Genomic DNA, 20653 nt, shown 5'->3' on the forward strand with positions numbered 1-20653 from the left:
CGCTTTGAAGAAGCCCAGCGCGCCCGCCTGTGGAAAGAGCTGTTCCCCAAGTTGCAGCAACTGGCCGAGCTGGCGGCTCACGGGCGTTTGAATCTGACGCTGGATGCGGAAGAAAGCGATCGTCTTGAGTTGCAGCTCGATTTGCTGGATGCCTTGCAACAGCATATTGCCGGGCAGGCCACTTGTGCAGGCTGGGACGGGCTCGGCATTGCCGTGCAGGCGTATCAGAGCCGGGCAGATGCCGCCATTGACGAAGTTCTGGCCCGGACACGCCGCAATCAGAGCCGTTTGATGCTGCGGCTGGTCAAGGGCGCTTACTGGGATATGGAAATTAAAAGAGCCCAGGAGATGGGCTTGTCCGGGTATCCGGTGTTTACCCATAAACATCATTCAGATATCAGCTATCTGGCCTGTGCGGCGAGGCTCCTTGAAGACGCCAACGGCCCCCAGGCGTTGGTCTATCCGCAATTTGCCACCCACAACGCGGCAACCATTGCCGCAGTTTTGCAATTGGCGGATCAGCAACCCGATGCCCGTTTTGAGATGCAGCGTTTGCATGGCATGGGAGAAGGGATTTATCGGGAAGTTTTACGCCATGCCCGCATTCAGCACTTGCGGATATATGCCCCGGTGGGCCGTCATCGGGATCTGCTTGCCTATCTGGTCCGGCGGCTTCTCGAAAACGGTGCCAACACGTCTTTTGTTCATCAGTTGGCTAATCAGCATGTGGCTGCCGAAGATCTGCTGGTCAGTCCGCTCTGGCGGGCAGAAGAGGCGGCCTTGCCCAAACCCATAGGGATTTACGGCTATCTTCATGGTGAATTACGACTGAACAGCCAAGGAATGGATATGACTTACATTACAGAACGTAGCCCCGCCCTGGACGCCGCATTGGCCCTGCGGGTAAAGACCCCCGAAGAAATACCGGTGGAAGAGGTAAACCCGTTAATGCACGCACTGCACGCCGGGCAAACGCGCTGGGATGCGGTACCCGTGGAGCGCCGTGCCGAGATTTTGACTCAGGCGGCAGAGCTGCTGGAAACCCGGCAGGATAAATTGCTCGCTCTGATTATGCGCGAAGCGCATAAAACTTTGGCAGATGCGGTTGCCGAGCTGCGCGAGGCCGTAGATTTTTGCCGTTATTATGCCATTCAGGCCAAGGCGCTCATGCGCAAGGAAGCTCTGCCCGGTCCCACCGGTGAGGCCAACTCCCTGAGTCTGCGCGGGCGCGGCGTATTTGTTTGTATTAGTCCCTGGAATTTTCCTCTGGCAATTTTTGCCGGGCAGGTCGTTGCGGCTCTGGTTACGGGCAATAGTGTGGCAGCCAAGCCCGCCGAGCAGACCATGGCCGTTGCCCAGGCTTTTGTCGAACTTTTGTGGGAGGCTGGTGTTCCCCGCGATGTGCTGGCGCTGATGACCGGTGCTGGCGAAACCGTGGGCGCGGCTCTGGTAGAGCATCCGCTGACTGGCGGAGTGGTGTTTACCGGTTCAACAGGTGTTGCTCGCCACATTCATCAGGGTCTGGCGGCCAAGGAAGGCCCCATTGTGCCCTTGATTGCCGAAACCGGCGGCATTAATGCCATGATTGTGGATTCTACGGCTCTGGCGGAACAAGTGGTGGATGCAGTGATTGCCTCGGCATTTCGTTCCGCCGGACAACGATGTTCGGCGCTGCGGTTGCTCTGTGTGCAGGAAGAATGTGCAGAAGAAATTCTGACCATGCTCAAAGGGGCCATGCAGGAACTGGTGATCGGACCGACCATCCATTATGCCACTGATGTCGGACCCGTTATTGATGCCGAAGCGCAGGCCAATATTCTGGCGCAAATTGCGCGGGTGGAGCAGGGCGGAGGAAGATTACTGGCCCGTTGTGCCTGGCCCCCGGCTTTGCTGGAAAATGCCCAGGTTACGGATAATTCTGTAGCGTTGACCATGCAGGACGATCAGCAGCGTAATCTGCATTTTGTGGCCCCCTGTGCTTATGCCATTACCCATGTCAGTCAGGTTCGCGAGGAAATATTTGGTCCGGTGCTGCAGGTGGTCACCTGGAAAGCCGGACAAATCGATGCGCTGGTGGATGCCATCAACGCTTTGGGATTTGGACTGACTTTAGGTGTCCAGACCCGGATTGATGGCCGGGCGGCACATATCGCTGCGCGGTCTCGCTGCGGCAATGTCTACGTAAACCGCAACATGATTGGTGCAGTGGTTGGTGTGCAACCTTTTGGTGGCGAAGGCTTAAGTGGAACCGGCCCGAAAGCCGGTGGTCCGCATTATTTATTGCGCATGGTGACCGAACAGGCCGTGAGCATCAACACCACGGCAGCAGGAGGCAATGCAGAACTACTGGCGCAGGGCCGCCTGTGAACATTATACGAGGGACTTGAGAATCGGAGTGTCGAAATTCTGTTCGCGTAACTGAATGTTTTTCAGCACGGCAGCGCGTTCGAAATCACGAATGACTTCCAGCACGTCGTGATCAATGAAGTGCACCTTTTTTCCATCCAGAATCACTTCAGCATTTTTGGGCAGTCTCTCCAGAATATGCGAGAGGCGTGCCTTGTTGACGAAGGTGACCTCCCTGTTCAGGGATATTTTGTAGGCGTCGCCCTCCCGTCCAATGTCGATGGCGCTGCGATAGTTGGCTTTGAGGACGAAGAAAATACCCGCGAGCAATCCGATCACCACGCCGGTAATCAGACTGGTGAACAAAATCGCCATAATGGTGATAAGGAAGGGCAAATACTGGGACTTATCCAGTTTGAACATTTTCCTGAAAATGCTCGGATGAGCCAGTTTGAAACCAACGAAAATCAGGATGGAGGCCAGGGCTGCCAAAGGAATATGATTCATCAGCGTAGCCAGAAATACGACGGCCAGCAACAGAAAAATCCCGTGCAGAAATGCGCTGGCTTTGGTCCGTGCCCCGGCCGCCACGTTGGCCGTGCTCCGCACTATGACGGCGGCAACCGGAAGTCCACCAATGAGGCCGCTGGCGATGTTGGCTACCCCCTGTCCCAGCAGTTCGCGGTCGAGGGGAGTGCGTCTTTTGAAAGGGTCCAGTTTGTCGGAGGCTTCTGTGGAAAGCAGGCTTTCCAGGCTGGCAATAAAGGTGATGGCGATAGCGGTAACCCATACGGTTTTTGAACCGATCATCCCCCAGTCAGGCATTTGCAGCATGCCCTGCAAATCTGCCAGTGAACGAATCTTGGGCAAATTGACCAAATTGCTTTTGTCGATGGCGAGTCCTGGCAGAGTATGGACAAACAGTACGTTCAGAAGGGTTCCGAGCACCACCGCCATCAACGGGCCGGAGAGCCAGGTTTGTTTGCGCAGGATGGTTACCTTATCCCAAATAATCAGAATGGCTAAGGCCAGTACGCTGACCAGCAGCGCTCCCCATTCCACATGAGCAAGCGCGGCAATGACGGCACTGAAGGTGTTTTCTCCATGGGCATCAAAAAAATCCTGATTACCAAATTCGCCAATATCAAAACCAATGGCATAGGGAAATTGTTTGAGGATGATGATAATCCCGATGGCCGACAAAATACCCTGGATGACGGCCGACGGGAAAAAATAAGCCACCACCCCTGCACGCAACAGCGCCAGAATAATCTGAATACCGCCAGCAATAACCACGGCAAGCAGTAACGCCGGAAAACTGTGCAGGGTTTCCATGGCCACCAGCAGCGTGGCAACAATGGCCGGGGTAGGTCCACTGACGGCCAGGGGCGAGCGGCTGAACAGAGGAACCAGTACCCCACCCATGATACCGGCGATCAAACCCGCAATCAGTGGGGTGCCAGAAGCCAGGGCGACCCCAAGACAGAGAGGCATGGCGACTAGAGCGACGACCACGGCGGCAGGAACATCTGCCCGCAGATTTTTGAGTGGGGACAGGTTGATTGGCTGATTCATAAATGGTTCCAAAAGATAGCCTAAAAATAGTGTGTTGGGGAGCGCGGTACAAGCAAACACTTTCTATCTTTTTAATTGCCAACGAGTCTATAAGGGGGGCGGATAATCATCAAGCATTAAAAAAGGCCCCGAATGGGGCCTTGTCAGTTTGAAGCCTGCATTCAATCAGGCGTGTTTGGCACGTACCTGTTTGGCTGCTTCGACCATATTTTCCAAAGCTGGGGTGACTTCTGCCCATTTGCGGGTTTTCAGTCCACAGTCGGGGTTGATCCACAGACGCTCTGCGGGAACCACTTTGACCGCTTTTTCCATCAGGCCGACCATTTCTTCCACGCTGGGAACGCGGGGTGAGTGAATGTCATACACACCGGGTCCGATTTCGTTAGGGTAGTTGAAAGTGGCAAAAGCATCCAGCAACTCCATTTGTGATCGGGAGGTTTCAATGGTAATGACGTCCGCATCCATGGCTGCAATAGCGGGAAGGATGTCATTGAACTCCGAATAGCACATGTGGGTGTGAATCTGCACGTCATCAGGCGCAATTTGCGCGGAAATGCGGAATGCACGCGATGCCCAGTTCAGATACTGCTCCCAGTCCTTGCGCTTCAGGGGGAGGCCTTCACGGTAGGCCGGTTCATCAATCTGAATGATACCGATACCGGCGTCGATCAGATCCTTGACCTCGTCGCGAATCGCCAGCGCAATTTGCAGCGCCGTTTTTTCACGGGGCTGATCATCGCGCACAAAAGACCATTGCAGGATGGTCACCGGGCCGGTGAGCATGCCTTTCATGGGCCGCTGGGTCAGGGACTGGGCATATTTACTCCAGGCCACCGTCATGGGGGTAGGACGGGATACGTCACCGAAAATCAACGGCGGCTTGACGTAGCGTGAACCGTAGCTCTGCACCCAGCCATGCCGGGTAAAGGCAAATCCAGCGAGTTGTTCGCCGAAGTATTCCACCATGTCATTGCGTTCGGGTTCGCCGTGCACCGGAACGTCAATACCCAAACGCTCCTGCTCTTTCACAACCAGCGCAATTTCTGCTTCCATGGCTTTCTGGTAGTCGGCATTGCTCAGTTCGCCCTTGCGATTTTGCAGGCGGGCTTTACGGATTTCGGGAGTCTGCGGGAAACTGCCGATACTGGTGGTGGGGAAGGCCGGCAGTTTGAAGCGAGCACGCTGTGCGGCTTCACGGGCCTGGAAAGCACTTTTACGCTGACCATCATCCTTACCCAAGCCGTCCAGACGTTGAGCAACAGCCGGGTTGTGGATACGTGGTGAAGTTTTACGTGATTGTACGGCGGCACGTGCGGTGGACAGTTCCTGCGCTACGGCTGCCACGCCTTCATTCAGGGCACGACCAATAATGGCGACTTCATCGAGCTTTTGTACGGAGAAAGCCAGCCATGATTTCAATTCGGCGTCGAGTTCGTTTTCCTGATCCAGATCAACCGGGGTGTGCAACAGGCTGCAGGAAGGGGCTACCCACAGACGGTCTCCCAGCTGTTTGCGCGCAGGTTCCAGAGTTTGAATGGCGGCATCCAGGTCGGTGCGCCAAACATTGCGGCCATCTACCACGCCCAGAGAAAGCACTTTGTCAGCCGGATAATTTTTCAGGAAGCTATCCAGTTGTTGCGGGGCGCGACGCAAATCCAGATGCAGGCCGGCGACGGGAAGGGCTTTGAGAGCCTCGGCATGATCAGCTACTGAATCAAAATAGGTGGCCAGTAATACTTTGGGGCTTTTGCCCTTGCTGAGGGTCTGGTAGGCAGAGACCAGAGCCTGGTGCCATTCGGCGGGCAGATCCAGTGCCAGAGCGGGTTCATCTATTTGTACCCACTCCACGCCCATGCTGGCAAGACGCTCCAGAATTTTGGCATAAACAGGCAGAACCTTGGGCAGCAAGGTCAGACGATCAAAGCAGGCATTACCCACCGGCGCACCATGACCATGACAGGCGCTGTCGTCATGATGATGTTGCGCTTCGTGATGGGCTTCGGCATTCAGGTCTTTTTCCTTGCCCAGCCACAGATAGGTGATGGGACCGACCAGTACGGGCTTGGTCTGGAGGCCCAGAGCCTGGGCTTCTTTGATCTGGTCAAACAGGCGTTCGCTGCTCAGGCGGAACTCCATGTTTTCATGAAATTCCGGCACAATGAAGTGATAGTTGGCATCAAACCATTTGGTCATTTCCATGGCGGGCTGGGTGTTGGAACCGCGTGCCATGGCGAAAAAGGTATCCAGACCCACCTGACCGCCGGAGAATCCGTAACGGGGAGGAATGGCACCGAGGGTACAGCTCATGTCCAGCATGTGATCGTAGAGGCTGAAATCACCGACCGGGATTAAATCCATCCCACAGGTCTGCTGGATTTTCCAGTGACGGTCACGCAACTGGGCAGCGCGGGACTGTAGTTCCTGCTCATCAATTTCTTTGGACCAGAAGCTTTCCAGCGCTTTTTTGAGTTCGCGTTTATGACCGATACGCGGAAAACCGAGACTGTGAACGGACGTCATGGGCATTACTCCTCTGCGAAAATTGTCGCCATCATGCCCTGCCCGGAGTCTCGGCTCAAGAGGGAATTTTTAGGCGTTCAGATGAAAAGCATTCATCAATCCATGCGAAAGCCGCGATGCAGGGCGACAATACCACCCGACAGGTTGAACACCTCAACCCGTTCCAGACCGGCTTCTTCCATCATCATTTTGAAGGTTTCCTGGTCGGGGAAGCGACGGATGGATTCCACCAGATATTGATAGCTGTCTCGATCCTTGGCGACGAGTTCGCCAATGCGCGGCAGTAATTTAAAGGAATACATATCATAGATGGACTGCAAACCCGGCCAGCGCGGGTGCGAAAATTCCAGAATCAACGCCCGCCCGCCGGTTTTGAGGACGCGGTGAATCTCCTTCAAGGCCCGTTCGGGATGGGTCATGTTGCGGATGCCAAAGGCCAGGGTGACCAGATCAAATTCACGGTCCGGAAAGGGGAGTTCCTCCGCATTGGCTTCGACAAACTCAACCCCGGCGATGATGCCCTTATCAGCCAGGCGGTTTTCGCCAACCGCCAGCATTTCCGGATTGATATCAGAGACCACAATGGAACCATTAGGTTTGATGCGGGGATAAATGGCGGCAGCCAGATCACCCGTGCCTCCGGCGAGATCCAGCACCCGTTGGCCGGGACGGGGGCGGGCCAAATCTACCGTGAAGCGTTTCCACAGACGATGCACACCCAATGACATCAGGTCGTTCATCAGGTCGTATTTACCCGCGACATTGCTGAAAACCCCTTTGACCAGGTGTTCTTTTTCCGTTTCCGGGACTTCCTGATAACCAAAGTGGGTGGTGGGCACGAGCGCCTGATCCTGCATGTCCTCTCCCTGTTGATCACTCATACGCATGACTCCTGTGCAAATCGTAAATGCGGTAGCTTGTATTCAGACTGAGCGTAGCAGAAGGCTGCCTTTTTCGCTGATATAATTCCGCAGCCGTTCTGGAAAGTCGGCGGTTACGGAGCCTGCCACCTCGGGTAATTCCATGAGTAAGGCGGTCCAGCGACGCAGTTTGCCCAAGGATTCCCAACGCGGCAATGGACGTAATGCGTGCAGAATTTCCATGCGCATGAATAAGGGAGCTAAGGCCGCATCCACCAGACTGAAATGTTGACCCGCAAAAAATGGTCCTTCGGCCATGTTTTTTTCCAACCGCTCCAGCTTGTCAAAAAGCTGGCGACTGGCCGCCGTAAAGCGTTCTTCACCCTGCGCTACCATCATCTGGAACTGATCACCAATCATTTCGCTGCCAAAGGCAATCCAGGCGCGGTGCTGGGCGCGTTCCAGCGGGTCAGAAGGATGCAGTGGCGGGGCAATGGTTTCATCCAGATATTCATTGATCACCTGAGACTCGAACAGTACGGCGTCAGTGCCGATTTTCAGGCAGGGGACCCTGCCCATGGGCGAAAGTTCGAGAAACCATTCGGGTTTGTGGGCCAGGTCAATATGCGTCAGTTTGAAGACTATCTGCTTGTGCAGCAGGGTAATCACCGAACGCTGTACATAGGGGCAGAGGGGGAAGCTGATCAGTTCCAGGGTCATGGCGTTCTCCTCGCATGAGCTTCAGCGTGCGACCAGGGCGCAACGATATAAAGCAACTTCTCCAAATAGGTTGGGTAACAAACGGTTGCGCCAAGTGCTGCGCCGCCGCTCATTGAGCACGACCCGCTGATGGATGGCGATGCCGTTGTCGGCACAGAGTTGTTCAAAGTCACGAATCGTGCACAGGTGAATGTTGGGGGTATCGTACCACGTATGGGGCAAGGCGTCTGTGGTGGGCATTTTGCCCAGCACGCCCAGTTGCCAGCGCGCATGCCAGTGTCCCATATTGGGAAAGGTGACAATGACCTCCCGGCCGACGCGTAACATTTCCAGTAATAACTGACGAGGATAGGTAGAAGCCTGCAGGGTCAGAGAAAGGACTACCGTATCGACGCTATGGTCTGCAAAATTTTTGAGTCCCTGATCAAGATCCTGCTGAATGACCGGAATTCCGCGCCGAATAGCGGCGACGACCCGATCTTCCTCAATTTCCACTCCGTAACCTTGAACGTCCTTTTCGGCGCGCAAATAGGCCAGCAGTTCTCCTTCCCCGCAGCCCAGATCAAGAATGCGGCTTTGCGGAGGAATCCATTCGGCGATAATGGCCAGATCCTGGCGTAGCTTCATAGTCCGATTTCCTCGGCAACACGTTGCAGATAAGTGCCGAGAACGGCTACATATTGGGGGATAGGCATTAAAAAGGAATCGTGGCCGTGGGTGGCTTCAATTTCCGCATAGCTGACATCGCGATTACAGGTATACAGTGCCTGCACGATTTCGCGGGAGCGTTCCGGGGAAAACCGCCAGTCAGAACTGAAAGAGACCACCAAAAACGCAGCTTGTACCTGGGCAAAGGCTTCTGCCAGATTGCCGCCATAAGCACTGGCCGGATCAAAATAATCCAATGCCTTGGTAATATATAAATAGCTGTTGGCATCAAAACGTTCGACAAAGCTTGAACCCTGATAGCGCAAATAACTTTCCACCTCAAAATCGACATCAAAGCCAAAAGAAAAGGCCTTGCCTCCCCGTGTATCCCGACCGAATTTGGTCCGCATGGCGTCATCGGAAAGATAGGTGATGTGACCGATCATCCGTGCCAGTGAAAGTCCCCGGCGCGGTTTGGTGTCATGGGCATAGTAGCGGCCATTGTGAAAATCCGGATCAGTCATGATGGCCTGACGACAGACTTCGTTGAAGGCGATGTTCTGAGCCGTCAGTTTGGGCGCAGCAGCAATGACTACGGCGTTACGTAGCCGGTCAGGATAATCCATGCTCCATTGCATAACCTGCATGCCACCCAGGCTACCGCCAATAACCGCCGCCCATTGTTCAATCTCCAGATGATCGGCCAGGTCGGCCTGGGTTTTTACCCAGTCACGGACGGTGACCATGGGAAAATCCAGACCCCAGGGGCTGCCGGTTTCAGGGTTGATGCTGGCTGGACCCGTTGAGCCTTTGCAGGACCCGATAAAATTGGCGCAGACGAAAAAAAACCGTTCAGTATCCATGGCCTTACCAGGTCCAAGCAGCTGCTCCCACCAGCCCGGCTTGCGATCATCCATGTGGTGATACCCGGCAGCGTGATGATCACCGGAAAGCGCATGACAGAGCAAAATCGCGTTACTGTGATCCTTGTTCAAGGCTCCATAACTTTCATAAACCAGGGTGTAACCCGGCAAGCTGCGCCCACACTCCAGCGGTAGGTCAGCTGGAAAAGTGACCGTCTGCGGGGTTACCAGTCCAACGGAATCAGCGGGTATCTGAGCAGGCATTGTGTGCTTTTCTAATCATCAAACAGAGCCGGAAGAGTCTAAACTTCAAGGCCGTCGGCGACAAGCGGCGTAAGTCGGCAGCTTTTTGTGTTTATGCTGCTTCATGGTTTAGAATTGTGAAAGATAGCGTGAGCGACAAGTTGTGCTTGGCCGTGCGTCATGTTGCTGGGAGATGATTTTGGCCTGGAAGTGGGTAAATCGCGTAGTGAGCTGGGTCGAAGGGGGCGCTGAGCTGGTAGTGGCCCGGCCTCGGCCATGGCTGTTACTTACCGCTGCTGCATTGGTGCTTGCGGCCATTCCCTTTCCCGAATGGTTGATGTACGCCATGGCACCTTTTGGCCTGCTGTTTGGCCTGGAAATCGCTGCCAATACCGATGAAGAGGTGGAATCTTACACCACCCGACAAACCCGGCATGCCCTCCATGTGGCGGTGGTTTGGGGTATGCTTTTTGCCGTTTTTGGCATGATTTTCGAATTTGGCCAAGACATAGTGGTCATGGGCAGCTTGCTGGCCGGGATCAATATCCCCTGGCATGACGACTCGGGCATGGGTCAGGGATTCTGGGGCTGGTGGTTCGCTTTCGGACAGCGGTTTTCGGATTTGTCGCTGATGCCTTACTTCTGGTTCTCTCCGGCTTTTTTCGGAATTGCCCTTGCCCTGCATAAGGGGCATGGCTGGCTGGAGTCGGAAGTGGAAACTACACTCACTCTGCTGTTCAGGCCGGAATTGCGGGATCCTCTGATCGGTCTCTGGGCCATCATTTTGCTGGCGAACCTGTTTATGCCAGCTTTTTCCCAGTTATGGTTAGGCTTGATTGTCTGGGTGTTGGGTCCACCGGTCATCCATGTGGCCTATCAGGATATTTTTGCTGACAAGCGGCGTCCCCCCCGAAAAAAGAAAGAAAAGCAGGCCGCCGGTTTTGTGCTCGCCCATCACCCTCAGCCGGTGCGTGTCAAACTCTGATGAGTTTCATTCATGACTTGCACGCATTTTTTACCCTTGCCGTTCGTTCTTGCATCCATTAGTGTCTAGCCACAAATTTTCCGGAAGTTTTTGAAGGAGTGCGCCATGTTTTCCAAAACCCTCAGTATTGCTGATTTTGATCCTGCACTATGGGATGCCATGTGTAAGGAAACCCAGCGCCAGGAAGATCATGTGGAACTCATTGCTTCTGAAAACTACGCCAGCCCCATGGTGATGGTGGCGCAGGGCTCGGTGCTGACCAACAAGTATGCCGAGGGTTATCCGGGTAAACGCTATTATGGTGGTTGTGAGTATGTGGATGTTGCTGAACAGCTGGCCATTGATCGGGCTCTGGAACTGTTCGGCGCAGAACACGCCAATGTCCAGGCCCATTCCGGTTCTCAGGCTAACCAGGCTGTTTACCTTTCGGTATTGAAGCCGGGTGACAAAATTATGGGAATGAGTCTGGCGCATGGTGGACATCTGACCCACGGAGCCAAGGTCAATGTTTCGGGCAAGCTGTTTCAGGTGGCCGCTTATGGAGTGCGCGCCGAAGATGGTCGAATTGATTATGAGGCGATGGCAGCGCAGGCCGAGCAGGAGCGTCCCAAAATGATCGTCGCCGGGGCCAGTGCCTATTCGCGCATTATTGATTTCGAAAGAATCGGTGAAATTGCCCGGAGTATCGGCGCTTATTTGCTGGTGGACATGGCCCACATTGCCGGATTGGTTGCGGCCGGTTTACATCCCAGCCCCGTACCCCATGCGGATTTTGTCACCACTACGACCCACAAAACCTTGCGTGGTCCGCGTGGTGGTCTCATTCTTTGTCGGGAAGAGTATGCCAAGAAGGTCAACTCTTTGATTTTCCCTGGCTTGCAGGGTGGTCCTCTGATGCACGTCATTGCCGGTAAAGCGGTAGCTTTCCGGGAAGCTTTGCAGCCGGAGTTCAAAACCTATCAGCAGCAGGTCATTCGCAACGCCCAGGCGCTGAGTCAGGTACTTGCCGGGCGAGGTTATACAGCCGTGTCAGGCGGTACGGATAATCACCTTTTCCTCCTCAATCTGGGCGAAAAGGTGACCGGCAAGGAAGCCGAGGAAGCGTTGGGCCAGGCGCACATCACGGTCAACAAAAACGCGGTGCCTTTTGATACCCGTCCGCCAGCCGTGACCAGTGGTATTCGCATCGGCACACCGGCAGCTACCACCCGTGGCTTTGCAGAAGCGGAAATGCAGCGCTTGGGCAAGGGGATTGCTGATGTGCTGGATGCCTCCGAGGACGCCGCAGTGATTGCCCGGGTCAAGGCGGATATGACTGACCTGTGCAAGCAATTTCCGGTGTACGGCTAGGATTCCGTGCATTGCCCGTTCTGCGCCTTCGCTGACACCCGGGTGGTGGATTCCCGCCTCGCCGATGAGGGCGGGACGGTGCGGCGCCGTCGGGAATGTCCGCAATGTAATCAGCGTTTCACGACTTTTGAGCGTGCCGAACTCGCTTTACCCATGGTGGTTAAAACCGATGGGCGTCGTGAGTCTTTTAACGAAGACAAATTGCAGCGTGGTTTGACGCGGGCGCTCAGCAAGCGTCCGGTCGCTACCGATCAGGTAGACGCAGCCCTGCGTTTAATTCAACGGCGTCTTCGTGAAAGAGGCGAACGCGAGGTGCCGGCGCGTTTGATTGGCGAATTGGTCATGGAAGCTTTGCGCGGCCTTGATCCGGTGGCTTATGTGCGTTTCGCTTCGGTGTACCGGCGTTTTGAAGATGTGGATGCATTCAGTGCAGAAATTGCCCGCCTGAAAGAGGGCCCCCAGCCCGATCAGCAACAAGTACCCGGAAAAGGCCGTTCTGGTGCTGACTGAGCAGGACCATCATTTCATGGAAATGGCCCTGGACTTGGCGAAACAGGGTTTATACTCGACGCACCCCAATCCGCGAGTGGGTGCGGTGGTGGTGCAGGAAGGGGTCGTTGTTGGCCAAGGCGCGCACTTTTTTGCCGGTGAAGCCCATGCCGAGGTGCTGGCCCTTGCCGAAGCCGGAGCGGCATCGCGTGCGGCGACGGTTTACGTGACGCTCGAACCCTGCAGCCATCAGGGGCGTACCGGACCCTGTGCGGACGCCTTGATAGCTGCAGGAGTGGCACGGGTGGTGGTGGCGGCTCAGGATCCCAATCCCCTGGTTTCCGGACAGGGAATTGCCCGGCTCAGGGCTGCTGGCATTGAGGTTGAACTGGGCTGTTGCGAAGCCGAAAGTCGCGCGCTGAACCCCGGATTTTTCATGCGCATGGAAGGTGGGCGTCCCTGGATTCGCTTAAAACAGGCAGTCAGTCTGGATGCAGGTGTGGCGCTGGCCAATGGACAAAGTCAGTGGCTGACCGGTACCTTGGCGCGCGCCGATGTGCAAAAGGAACGCGCCGGTTCCAGTGCCATCATGGTGGGGATTGGCACAGTTCTGGGCGACAACCCGCGCCTGGCTCCGCGTCTGGATATTCCGCTGCGCCGCTATCCGGTGAAGGTGGTTTTGGACACCCATTTGCGGACCCCGGCAGATGCGGCACTGTTTGCTTCACCCGGCGCAGTCTGGATTTGTCATGGGCCGGGCCTGCCGGACTCGGCCAAAAAAATGCTGCAAGCAGCAGGGGCTGAGTTGTTGGCGGTGCCGGTTGATGGCGAGCATCTGGATTGTCTGGCAGTTATGCGCATTTTGGCAGAGAGACAAATCAATGAAGTGCTGGTAGAGGCGGGTCCGGGTCTGGCCAGTACACTGTTTGCGACCGGCTTGGTCGATGAGTGGTTGCTCTATATGGCACCCATGCTCCTCGGCCAGGGGGCATTGGCAGCCATGCAGGTTGGTCCTTTTGAACAACTGACAGAAACTCCGCGTTGGCGGAGTCTTCGGGTCGAGTCGCTGGGTAATGATCTGAAGTGGACCCTGGGTCCGCAGGAGTGCTGATTCATGTTCACCGGAATTATTGAGGCCTTGGGTCAGGTTCGACAATTGCAGCCTCAGGGCGGTGATTTTCGGATGACGTTCGCCTCTGGCAGGCTGGATCTGGGTGATGTCAAACTCGGTGACAGTATTGCAGTATCGGGTGTTTGCCTGACCGTAGTAGAACTGCACAAAGACGGGTTTGCTGTGGATGTTTCCCGCGAGACCCTGGATAAGACTCTGCTGGGTAGCCTGAAATCAGGTAGTGCAGTGAATCTCGAAAAAGCCCTGCGTCTGGCCGACCGTCTGGGCGGCCATCTGGTAGCGGGTCATGTGGATGGGGTCGGACAAATCCATAGTGTGCAGAATTCCGGACGTTCACAGGTTTTTGCGGTGACCGCACCTCGCGAACTGCTGCGCTATATTGCCGCCAAAGGCAGCATTTGCGTAGATGGTATCAGCTTGACCGTCAATGCTCTGGAAGGTGAGCAATTTATGCTTAATCTGATTCCCCATACCCTGACTAATACGACCGCATCAGCCTGGCGTGCGGGTCAGGCGGTCAATCTCGAAGTGGACCTGATTGCCCGCTATCTGGAACGTTGGGTAGCGACAGAGGCGGAGTCGGGGCTAAAATCGGAAGTCACCCGCGAATCGTTAGCTGCCAAAGGATATCCCGTATGAGTGAAGGTAAAATCAGTCCCGCCGAAGAAATTATTGCCGAAATTGCAGCGGGTCGTATGGTGATCCTCATGGATGACGAGGGCCGTGAAAATGAGGGTGACCTGATCATGGCAGCGGAGTTTGTGACTCCCGCTGCCATCAATTTTATGGTGACCCAGGCACGCGGACTGGTCTGTCTGCCTTTGACCCGGGAGCGCTGCCAACAGCTGCGCCTGCCGCAAATGGTCGGACATAATACGGCCAGCCTTGGAACCGCCTTTACAGTATCCATTGAAGCGGCTCGGGGGGTGACTACGGGTATTTCTGCAGCCGACCGGGCAGCCACTGTTCAGGCCGCTATTGCTGAAAATGCTGCGCCCGAAGATTTGGTCATGCCCGGACATATTTTCCCCCTTACTGCCGAGCCGGGTGGGGTTTTGGTTCGCGCCGGGCATACCGAAGCGGCCGTAGATTTGGCACGACTGGCGGGTTGTCAGCCAGCAGGAGTGATTTGCGAGATTCTCAATGCCGATGGGGAAATGGCTCGTTTACCCGATCTGCTTCCCTATGCAGCGGAGCATGGACTTAAAATTGGCACCATTGCCGACTTGATCCGCTATCGCCTTGAAAGAGAGCGGATTGTCGAGCGTGAAGCCCAGGGACCCTGGCAGAGTCCTTATGGAGAATTCCAGCTAACGGTTTATCGAGACTGGGTGGCGAAAGAAACGCATTTTGCCCTGGTCATGGGTGAAGTGGCGGCTACAGAAAGTCCCGTGCTGGTGCGTGTTCAGGTGGGCAAAACCCTGAATGATCTGTTTGCGGGAGCGGCCAGTCCCAATACGCGCGCATTAGAGCGGATTGCGGCAGAGGGTCGGGGCGTGCTGGTGTACTTGCACCATGAAGAGAGTGTGGAAGATCTGGTCCAGGAAGTATCTGCCTTGCCGGAAATGCCCAAAGGACCCGGGCAGGCTGGAGATGCTGGACGGGTTTTGCGCACGTTTGGTATTGGCGCACAAATCCTCACGGATCTTGGCGTGCATCGTGCCGAGGTGCTGAGTGACAGCCATTTCCAGTACCGGGGTATTGGCGGATTTGGTCTCGAAATTGTGGGCCAGCGTCCATTTCAGGAAAATAAATAAGGAAAAATCATGATTCAGCAAATAGAAGGTAGTCTCCAGGCCGGCAAGTTTCGTTTTGTCCTGCTGGTCAGTCGCTTTAACAGTTTCATTACTCAGCAACTGGAGCAAGGCGCTATAGATGGTTTGCGTCGCCATGGTGCCAGTGATGAACAAATTCATGTGGTGTATGTTCCGGGCGCTTATGAAATTCCATTAGTTGCGCAAAAACTGGCGCGTAGTGGAAATTATGACGCGGTTCTTTGTCTGGGTGCAGTAATTCGTGGTGGAACTCCCCATTTTGATTATGTGGCAGGAGAGGTTTCCAAGGGTGTAGCACAGGTGGCTATGGACACTGGTATCCCGGTTGTTTTTGGTATTTTAACTACCGACAGCATTGAACAGGCTATTGAGCGCGCCGGTACCAAGGCAGGAAATAAAGGTTTTGATGCGGCCATGACGGCTCTCGAAATGGTACAGCTTCTGGGTCAGATCTGAGCCTCCATGAAAAACGGTCGTCGTCGCCTGGCGCGTCAGGCTATTATCCAGGCCCTTTATCAGTGGCAGCTGAATCCGGGACATTGTGCAGAAATTGCGCTTCAGTTTACTGCAGACCCTGAACGACTTCAGGGCGCCGATCGCGTCTTTTTTGCGACAGTATGGGAAGGCGTTTGTCAGGCGATTCCGCAGCTGGATCCGGCCATTGCCGAAGAAATTCCGGATCGGCGCTGGACCGATGAAATCAGCGAAGTGGAGCGCGCCATTTTGCGCCTTGCCGCCTATGAGCTCCGTGATCTGCCGCAGACACCATACCGGGTAGTCATCAATGAAGCCATTGAATTGGGAAAGGATTTTGGGGCTGAGCAGGGGCATCGCTTTGTCAATGCGGTACTCGACAAGCTGGCCCAGCGCTGGCGGCAGAATGAGATAGAGCAAACCGCAAAATCCTGAAAGAGGACTTTGGAGCAAAAAGTCCCCAGGCCCACTGCCGGTTTTAGGATTATCCATAGTTGGAAGGTTAGCGTAAAAAGTTGTGGCAGTTTCTTAGCTTTATGGTGTAACCTTCACATCTGAAAGCTATTAACCCTCATTTATGGAGTGAATCATGCCTGCACATCGTTTATTGTCCAATCCTGCGGTGCTGGCTTGTTCGGCTGCCGCGTTTTTGCTCCTTGCCGCACCCTTGGCCGATGCCCAGACGACGGCCCATAAAGCAGAAATGGAAGACTCAGCCAGCTCGCAGCCGACCGATTTGACCACCGCCAAACTGGAAAACAGCATCGGTACCCGCTGCGCATTGGGCGATGGTGTGCCACAAAATTACACGTTGGCGGCACAATGGTTTGAAAAATCAGCCATGCATGGTTACGGCAAGGCCGAGTACAACCTGGGCATGCAATATTATTTCGGTCAGGGTGTGCCTAAAGACCTGATCAAAGCGGCCTACTGGTGGAACAAGGCTGCAGAGTTGGGGGTTTCAGCGGCTCAGTATAATCTGGGTAACCTCTATTTCATGGGCCAGGGTGTTCATCAGGATTACGCCAAAGCGGCATTGTGGTGGCGCAAGGCGGCAGAAGCAGGTAACACGCAGGCTACCAAAAACCTCGAAGTACTTGCCCGTGCCGTGCCAATTAATAAAACGGCTTCTGCGGTTCCCGTCGCTGACAAAAAAGCCGAATAAGCGGGACCAGTACCGCCGGGTTCTCAGCTTTCGGCCTTGGGCCCGGTCAAACCGTTGTTTTTCTGGATGCGTAAGGCAGCGGCGTGTTCTTTTTCGATATACTCCCGCTTGCCCTTTTCTTCATTGAGTTGCCCTTCAAGATCAGACAGGCGGCGTTCATGGCGACGTATTTTGAGCTTGTTGCGGATGTGGGTGGGTAGATAGATCAGCATGCTGGCGATAAACCCCGCCACAAATCCACCCAGTAAAATCACGCCCTGAGATTGGGCAAAAGTCCATGAAAAAAAATGCACGGATGTCATGGTGTTATTCTGTACGGCGAATATGACAGCTACAGCAGCAATCACCAGCGAAATAATGACCCACATAATAGCAACCCTCCCTTGCTGTTTATCGATTTAGCGTTAATCTCGAATCCTGAAAAAACTGCCGACCCAACGAACGCCAACCCAGGTGAATCCGGGCAGTAAAATCAACCATGCCCAGAGTGGCAGATCGAGAATCGCATAGTCCAGTTTATGGGCAAGCGCCGCCATAATACCAATTCCCACGACAATGAAAGTACCACTGACACCAAATGAAAGGCGCAGCATGCCGCGACGGATTTCCTTACGGATCCCTTCCAGATCCTGATTACGAATAACCAGGGGCAGTTCTCCTTGTTGGGCCTGACGAAGAATGCCATGCAGTAATACGGGCATTTCCGGAAGGACCAGCCCCCATTCTGGAAAATGGCGCTTCATTTCCGTCCACCAGCCACGGGGGCCGCGTTGGCGACTCAGCCATTCAGTCAGCAGTGGAGTGGCCACTTCCCACATGTTCAGGGCGGGATTGAAATCGCGGGCGATACCTTCGACGTTCACCAGGGTTTTCTGCAGAAGCAGCAGTTGGGGCTGGGTTTGCATGTGAAAGGCTCTGGTCGTCTGGAATAAGCGCAGCAACAGATTAGCCACAGAAATTTCGTTTAAGGGTTTTTCAAACACAGGTTCGGCAATGGCCCTGATCGCCATTTCAAAATCCTGAACATTGGTATCGGGCGGAACCCAGCCTGCCTCCACATGCGCCTCAGCGACTCTCCGATAATCTCTTTGAAAAAAGGCAATCATGTTTTCCGCCAGATAATGCTGGCTGGCATCATCCAGGCTACCCATGATGCCAAAGTCCACCGCAATAAAACGCCCGCTTTGGGGATCTATGAAAATGTTGCCGGGATGCATATCTGCATGAAAGTAGGCGTCACGAAAAACCTGACGGAAAAAAATATCTGCGGCGCGTCTGGAGAGTTGATCAAAGTTGATGCCGGCAGCACGTAAGGCATCTAACTGACCAATCGGGATACCGTAAATACGTTCCATGACCAGGACGGAGGAACTGCAGTAATCCCAGTAAATTTCGGGGATATAAAGCAGATCAGGATCGGCGGCAAAATTGCGACGCAATTGACTGGCATTAGCGGCTTCGCGGAGCAAATCCAGTTCTCCGCGCAAGGTCTTGGCATATTCCGCCACAACAGCGCGAATTCTCAGCCGTCGTCCTTCCTGGGAATAGCGTTCCGCCAAATCAGCCAACAAGCCTAAAATAGCCAGATCTTGATCAATAATTCGTCTTAAGCCCGGACGGCGGACCTTAATAGCGACTTCACGACCATCTTGCAGCACGCCGAAATGGACCTGAGCAATAGAAGCCGCCGCCGCCGGTTTGGAATGAAACTCTGAAAACACCGTATTGATGGGTTTGCCCAATGCGCTCTCAATGATTTTGCAAGCTTCTTCAGAGGGGAAGGGCGGGACGGCATCTTGCAGCTTGGCCAGTTCCTGGGTGATGTAATCAGGCAGAAGATCGCGTCGGGTCGACAACATTTGCCCGAGCTTGATGAAAGTTGGTCCCAGAGTTTCCAATGCCTGGCGCAGTCGTTCTGCAAAATCCCCCTGGGGCTTGGGACCCAGCCAGGACATGGGGCTAAGGCGTAAAATAGCCTGATACGGCTTCAATATAGGCAGAAAATAAAGCACTTCATCCAGGCGGTACCGCACCAGGACGCGAGTGATGTGCAGAGTACGTACGAAACGAAGCAGGGATTGTCGCATGGTCGCTAGTCTAGCATGGAATTTGAGTGCTGCATGATGGGTAAAAGGCACAAAAAAGGCGGATCAATAACGACCCGCCTTGCTCAGCCTTTATGGGCTAGTTACTGAACAGTTTTTTGAACCTTGATGTTGGAATTGATTTCCACACGCTGGTTCAGGAAACGCCCTTGTGAAGTGGCGTTGCTGGCGACTGGATCATTGTATGAATGTCCTTTCAAGACCATGCGATCATTGGAAACACCGTGATTAGCAAGGTATTGAGCAACGCTTTGGGCGCGCAACTTGGACAGCTTCAGGTTGTAGGCGTAGCTACCCACCTTGCTGCAGTATCCATTCACGTCAAGAACAGCCGCCGGATGATTTTTGGCAAAATCGGCTACTTCATCCAGAACCCTGATGTCATGATCCAGAAGTTTGTAGGAATCAAATTTGAAGTTGATGCCAGTAATGGTAATGGGCTTGCTGACCAGTACAGTCCGCTCAACTGGAGCAATAGGTGCCGGAACAGGTGCCGGAGCGGGCTGCGCTGCAACTGGGGCAGGCTGAGGCGCGCAATAAGCAGGAATGGCACCATCCGTGACTGGACGTCCGCCACGTACACAAGCACCAGTGGATGTGACTACCGGCTTTCCACCAGCCTGAATGGCATAACCGGTGTAAGCATTATCGGCAAACGCCGTTCCAGCAATAAAACCACCACTGATGGCAAGCATCAGCGTAATACGTTTAATATGTTGCATTTATAAACCCTCCTCTCAAGCCCGGGCAGAAATCTACCTGGCAAAATCTAGTACAGCCACGCAGAGAATGTTGTAAATCGGCAACGATGTCAAGAAATCGGCACAATAAGCGAGGAGGATCTTTTAAAATCAATATCAAAAAAAGCAACCTGGGGCACTTAACTGGCGTGGTGAGGGATAAAAAAGTGCGACAAAGATTGTCATAATTTCTATTGACAGGTGACAGCAGTAAGCGGCACAATGCGCCGCTAATCGTGGAGGGGTTCCCGAGCGGTCAAAGGGATCAGACTGTAAATCTGACGGCTCTGCCTTCGGAGGTTCGAATCCTCCTCCCTCCACCATATTCGATTAAGAGTGTATAGGTTAATAAGTAGTAAGCGGCGCGGGCGCCACGGTTTATGCGGGTGTAGTTCAATGGTAGAACCTCAGCCTTCCAAGCTGATGGTGTGGGTTCGATTCCCATCACCCGCTCCAGCTGTAGGCCCACATAGCTCAGGCGGTAGAGCACTTCCTTGGTAAGGAAGAGGTCACCGGTTCGAATCCGGTTGTGGGCTCCATATTGTTTTTTTCTTGGGTCTGTTTTCTTGGGGAGTTTCTGATGTCCAAAGGGAAATTTGAGCGGACGAAGCCGCATGTAAACGTGGGAACGATTGGTCACGTGGACCATGGGAAGACCACATT

At 54.2% G+C, this 20653-nt stretch carries 19 protein-coding genes and 3 tRNA genes; 13 read left to right on the forward strand and 9 right to left on the reverse strand.

Features of this window, described 5'->3' with window-relative positions; genetic code table 11:
* Nucleotides 1-2367: L-glutamate gamma-semialdehyde dehydrogenase (locus HAP95_RS16890; protein WP_215885289.1), on the forward strand; the 2367-nt coding region annotated here is incomplete at its 5' end.
* Nucleotides 2368-2370: 3 nt separating this feature from the next.
* Here HAP95_RS16890 and HAP95_RS16895 read toward each other — a convergent pair.
* The 6 genes from HAP95_RS16895 to metX all read right to left on the reverse strand — a co-directional run bounded on the left by HAP95_RS16895 (nucleotide 2371) and on the right by metX (nucleotide 9796).
* On the reverse strand, nucleotides 2371-3921 hold the full coding sequence (locus HAP95_RS16895; protein ID WP_215885290.1) for a SulP family inorganic anion transporter: 1551 nt from the start codon (nucleotides 3919-3921) through the stop codon (nucleotides 2371-2373).
* 165 nt (nucleotides 3922-4086) lie between these two features.
* Nucleotides 4087-6441, reverse strand: a complete 2355-nt coding sequence (gene metE / locus HAP95_RS16900; protein WP_215885291.1) for a 5-methyltetrahydropteroyltriglutamate--homocysteine S-methyltransferase — start codon at nucleotides 6439-6441, stop codon at nucleotides 4087-4089.
* 95 nt (nucleotides 6442-6536) lie between these two features.
* The gene (gene ubiE, locus HAP95_RS16905; RefSeq protein WP_215862393.1) at nucleotides 6537-7322 is read right to left on the reverse strand and encodes a bifunctional demethylmenaquinone methyltransferase/2-methoxy-6-polyprenyl-1,4-benzoquinol methylase UbiE; all 786 of its coding nucleotides are present in this window, start codon (nucleotides 7320-7322) and stop codon (nucleotides 6537-6539) included.
* A 42-nt stretch (nucleotides 7323-7364) separates the two neighbouring features.
* Nucleotides 7365-8021, reverse strand: coding sequence for a glutathione S-transferase family protein (locus tag HAP95_RS16910; protein WP_215885292.1), 657 nt, complete (start codon nucleotides 8019-8021; stop codon nucleotides 7365-7367).
* A 21-nt stretch (nucleotides 8022-8042) separates the two neighbouring features.
* Nucleotides 8043-8648 (reverse strand): methionine biosynthesis protein MetW, encoded by a 606-nt coding sequence (metW, locus tag HAP95_RS16915; RefSeq protein WP_215885293.1) that lies wholly within the window; start codon nucleotides 8646-8648, stop codon nucleotides 8043-8045.
* On the reverse strand, nucleotides 8645-9796 hold the full coding sequence (metX, locus tag HAP95_RS16920; RefSeq protein ID WP_215885294.1) for a homoserine O-succinyltransferase MetX: 1152 nt from the start codon (nucleotides 9794-9796) through the stop codon (nucleotides 8645-8647). Before metX ends, metW begins: the two co-directional genes overlap by 4 nt.
* A 172-nt stretch (nucleotides 9797-9968) precedes the next feature.
* On the opposite strand from metX, the gene HAP95_RS16925 reads away from it, so the two are divergent.
* From HAP95_RS16925 to HAP95_RS16965, 9 genes are all read left to right on the forward strand, one after another.
* Nucleotides 9969-10760, forward strand: coding sequence for a hypothetical protein (locus HAP95_RS16925; protein ID WP_438263678.1), 792 nt, complete (start codon nucleotides 9969-9971; stop codon nucleotides 10758-10760).
* 105 nt (nucleotides 10761-10865) lie between these two features.
* Complete coding sequence (gene glyA / locus HAP95_RS16930) at nucleotides 10866-12110, forward strand: serine hydroxymethyltransferase (RefSeq protein WP_215885296.1); 1245 nt, start codon at nucleotides 10866-10868, stop codon at nucleotides 12108-12110.
* A gap of 6 nt (nucleotides 12111-12116) precedes the next feature.
* A complete protein-coding gene (gene nrdR, locus HAP95_RS16935; RefSeq protein ID WP_215885297.1) occupies nucleotides 12117-12620 on the forward strand; it encodes a transcriptional regulator NrdR in 504 nt (167 codons plus the stop codon).
* A complete protein-coding gene (ribD, locus tag HAP95_RS16940; protein ID WP_215885298.1) occupies nucleotides 12610-13710 on the forward strand; it encodes a bifunctional diaminohydroxyphosphoribosylaminopyrimidine deaminase/5-amino-6-(5-phosphoribosylamino)uracil reductase RibD in 1101 nt (366 codons plus the stop codon). Before nrdR ends, ribD begins: the two co-directional genes overlap by 11 nt.
* 3 nt (nucleotides 13711-13713) lie before the next feature.
* The gene (locus tag HAP95_RS16945) at nucleotides 13714-14370 is read left to right on the forward strand and encodes a riboflavin synthase (RefSeq protein ID WP_215885299.1); all 657 of its coding nucleotides are present in this window, start codon (nucleotides 13714-13716) and stop codon (nucleotides 14368-14370) included.
* Nucleotides 14367-15488, forward strand: a complete 1122-nt coding sequence (ribB, locus tag HAP95_RS16950; protein ID WP_215885300.1) for a 3,4-dihydroxy-2-butanone-4-phosphate synthase — start codon at nucleotides 14367-14369, stop codon at nucleotides 15486-15488. The genes HAP95_RS16945 and ribB overlap by 4 nt, the downstream gene beginning before the upstream one ends.
* Nucleotides 15489-15497: 9 nt before the next feature.
* Nucleotides 15498-15962: a 6,7-dimethyl-8-ribityllumazine synthase gene (gene ribH / locus HAP95_RS16955; RefSeq protein ID WP_193649828.1), complete on the forward strand. Its 465-nt coding sequence runs from the start codon at nucleotides 15498-15500 to the stop codon at nucleotides 15960-15962.
* Nucleotides 15963-15968: 6 nt separating this feature from the next.
* Nucleotides 15969-16415, forward strand: a complete 447-nt coding sequence (gene nusB, locus HAP95_RS16960; RefSeq protein WP_215885301.1) for a transcription antitermination factor NusB — start codon at nucleotides 15969-15971, stop codon at nucleotides 16413-16415.
* A 154-nt stretch (nucleotides 16416-16569) separates the two neighbouring features.
* The gene (locus tag HAP95_RS16965; RefSeq protein ID WP_215885302.1) at nucleotides 16570-17145 is read left to right on the forward strand and encodes a tetratricopeptide repeat protein; all 576 of its coding nucleotides are present in this window, start codon (nucleotides 16570-16572) and stop codon (nucleotides 17143-17145) included.
* 23 nt (nucleotides 17146-17168) lie between these two features.
* On the opposite strand, the gene HAP95_RS16970 is transcribed toward HAP95_RS16965, so the two are convergent.
* The 3 genes from HAP95_RS16970 to HAP95_RS16980 all read right to left on the reverse strand — a co-directional run bounded on the left by HAP95_RS16970 (nucleotide 17169) and on the right by HAP95_RS16980 (nucleotide 19972).
* Complete coding sequence (locus HAP95_RS16970) at nucleotides 17169-17513, reverse strand: LapA family protein (RefSeq protein ID WP_215885303.1); 345 nt, start codon at nucleotides 17511-17513, stop codon at nucleotides 17169-17171.
* Between the two features lie 36 nt (nucleotides 17514-17549).
* Nucleotides 17550-19232, reverse strand: coding sequence for a ubiquinone biosynthesis regulatory protein kinase UbiB (ubiB, locus tag HAP95_RS16975; protein WP_215885304.1), 1683 nt, complete (start codon nucleotides 19230-19232; stop codon nucleotides 17550-17552).
* Between the two features lie 101 nt (nucleotides 19233-19333).
* Nucleotides 19334-19972: an OmpA family protein gene (locus HAP95_RS16980; protein ID WP_215885305.1), complete on the reverse strand. Its 639-nt coding sequence runs from the start codon at nucleotides 19970-19972 to the stop codon at nucleotides 19334-19336.
* A gap of 256 nt (nucleotides 19973-20228) precedes the next feature.
* Between HAP95_RS16980 and HAP95_RS16985 the strand changes: the two genes are divergently transcribed.
* The 3 genes from HAP95_RS16985 to HAP95_RS16995 all read left to right on the forward strand — a co-directional run bounded on the left by HAP95_RS16985 (nucleotide 20229) and on the right by HAP95_RS16995 (nucleotide 20529).
* Nucleotides 20229-20313 (forward strand) — tRNA-Tyr (locus tag HAP95_RS16985).
* A gap of 59 nt (nucleotides 20314-20372) precedes the next feature.
* Nucleotides 20373-20446, forward strand: a tRNA-Gly gene (locus HAP95_RS16990).
* Between the two features lie 7 nt (nucleotides 20447-20453).
* Nucleotides 20454-20529: transfer RNA gene (locus tag HAP95_RS16995), tRNA-Thr, on the forward strand.
* Nucleotides 20530-20653 lie beyond the last annotated feature (124 nt).

The sequence above is a fragment of the Acidithiobacillus sulfurivorans genome, assembly GCF_018853815.1.
In the GTDB taxonomy this organism is placed as follows: Bacteria; Pseudomonadota; Gammaproteobacteria; order Acidithiobacillales; family Acidithiobacillaceae; genus Acidithiobacillus; species Acidithiobacillus sulfurivorans.

What these genes read in the sequence shown, in the direction of transcription:
- HAP95_RS16895 (WP_215885290.1), bottom strand. Translation starts at nt 3,921, where the DNA reads ATGAATCAGCCAATCAACCTGTCCCCACTCAAAAATCTGCGGGCAGAT.
- metE (WP_215885291.1), bottom strand. Translation starts at nt 6,441, where the DNA reads ATGACGTCCGTTCACAGTCTCGGTTTTCCGCGTATCGGTCATAAACGC.
- ubiE (WP_215862393.1), bottom strand. Translation starts at nt 7,322, where the DNA reads ATGAGTGATCAACAGGGAGAGGACATGCAGGATCAGGCGCTCGTGCCC.
- HAP95_RS16910 (WP_215885292.1), bottom strand. Translation starts at nt 8,021, where the DNA reads ATGACCCTGGAACTGATCAGCTTCCCCCTCTGCCCCTATGTACAGCGT.
- metW (WP_215885293.1), bottom strand. Translation starts at nt 8,648, where the DNA reads ATGAAGCTACGCCAGGATCTGGCCATTATCGCCGAATGGATTCCTCCG.
- metX (WP_215885294.1), bottom strand. Translation starts at nt 9,796, where the DNA reads ATGCCTGCTCAGATACCCGCTGATTCCGTTGGACTGGTAACCCCGCAG.
- HAP95_RS16925 (WP_438263678.1), top strand. Translation starts at nt 9,969, where the DNA reads ATGATTTTGGCCTGGAAGTGGGTAAATCGCGTAGTGAGCTGGGTCGAA.
- glyA (WP_215885296.1), top strand. Translation starts at nt 10,866, where the DNA reads ATGTTTTCCAAAACCCTCAGTATTGCTGATTTTGATCCTGCACTATGG.
- HAP95_RS16945 (WP_215885299.1), top strand. Translation starts at nt 13,714, where the DNA reads ATGTTCACCGGAATTATTGAGGCCTTGGGTCAGGTTCGACAATTGCAG.
- ribB (WP_215885300.1), top strand. Translation starts at nt 14,367, where the DNA reads ATGAGTGAAGGTAAAATCAGTCCCGCCGAAGAAATTATTGCCGAAATT.
- ribH (WP_193649828.1), top strand. Translation starts at nt 15,498, where the DNA reads ATGATTCAGCAAATAGAAGGTAGTCTCCAGGCCGGCAAGTTTCGTTTT.
- nusB (WP_215885301.1), top strand. Translation starts at nt 15,969, where the DNA reads ATGAAAAACGGTCGTCGTCGCCTGGCGCGTCAGGCTATTATCCAGGCC.
- HAP95_RS16965 (WP_215885302.1), top strand. Translation starts at nt 16,570, where the DNA reads ATGCCTGCACATCGTTTATTGTCCAATCCTGCGGTGCTGGCTTGTTCG.
- HAP95_RS16970 (WP_215885303.1), bottom strand. Translation starts at nt 17,513, where the DNA reads ATGTGGGTCATTATTTCGCTGGTGATTGCTGCTGTAGCTGTCATATTC.
- ubiB (WP_215885304.1), bottom strand. Translation starts at nt 19,232, where the DNA reads ATGCGACAATCCCTGCTTCGTTTCGTACGTACTCTGCACATCACTCGC.
- HAP95_RS16980 (WP_215885305.1), bottom strand. Translation starts at nt 19,972, where the DNA reads ATGCAACATATTAAACGTATTACGCTGATGCTTGCCATCAGTGGTGGT.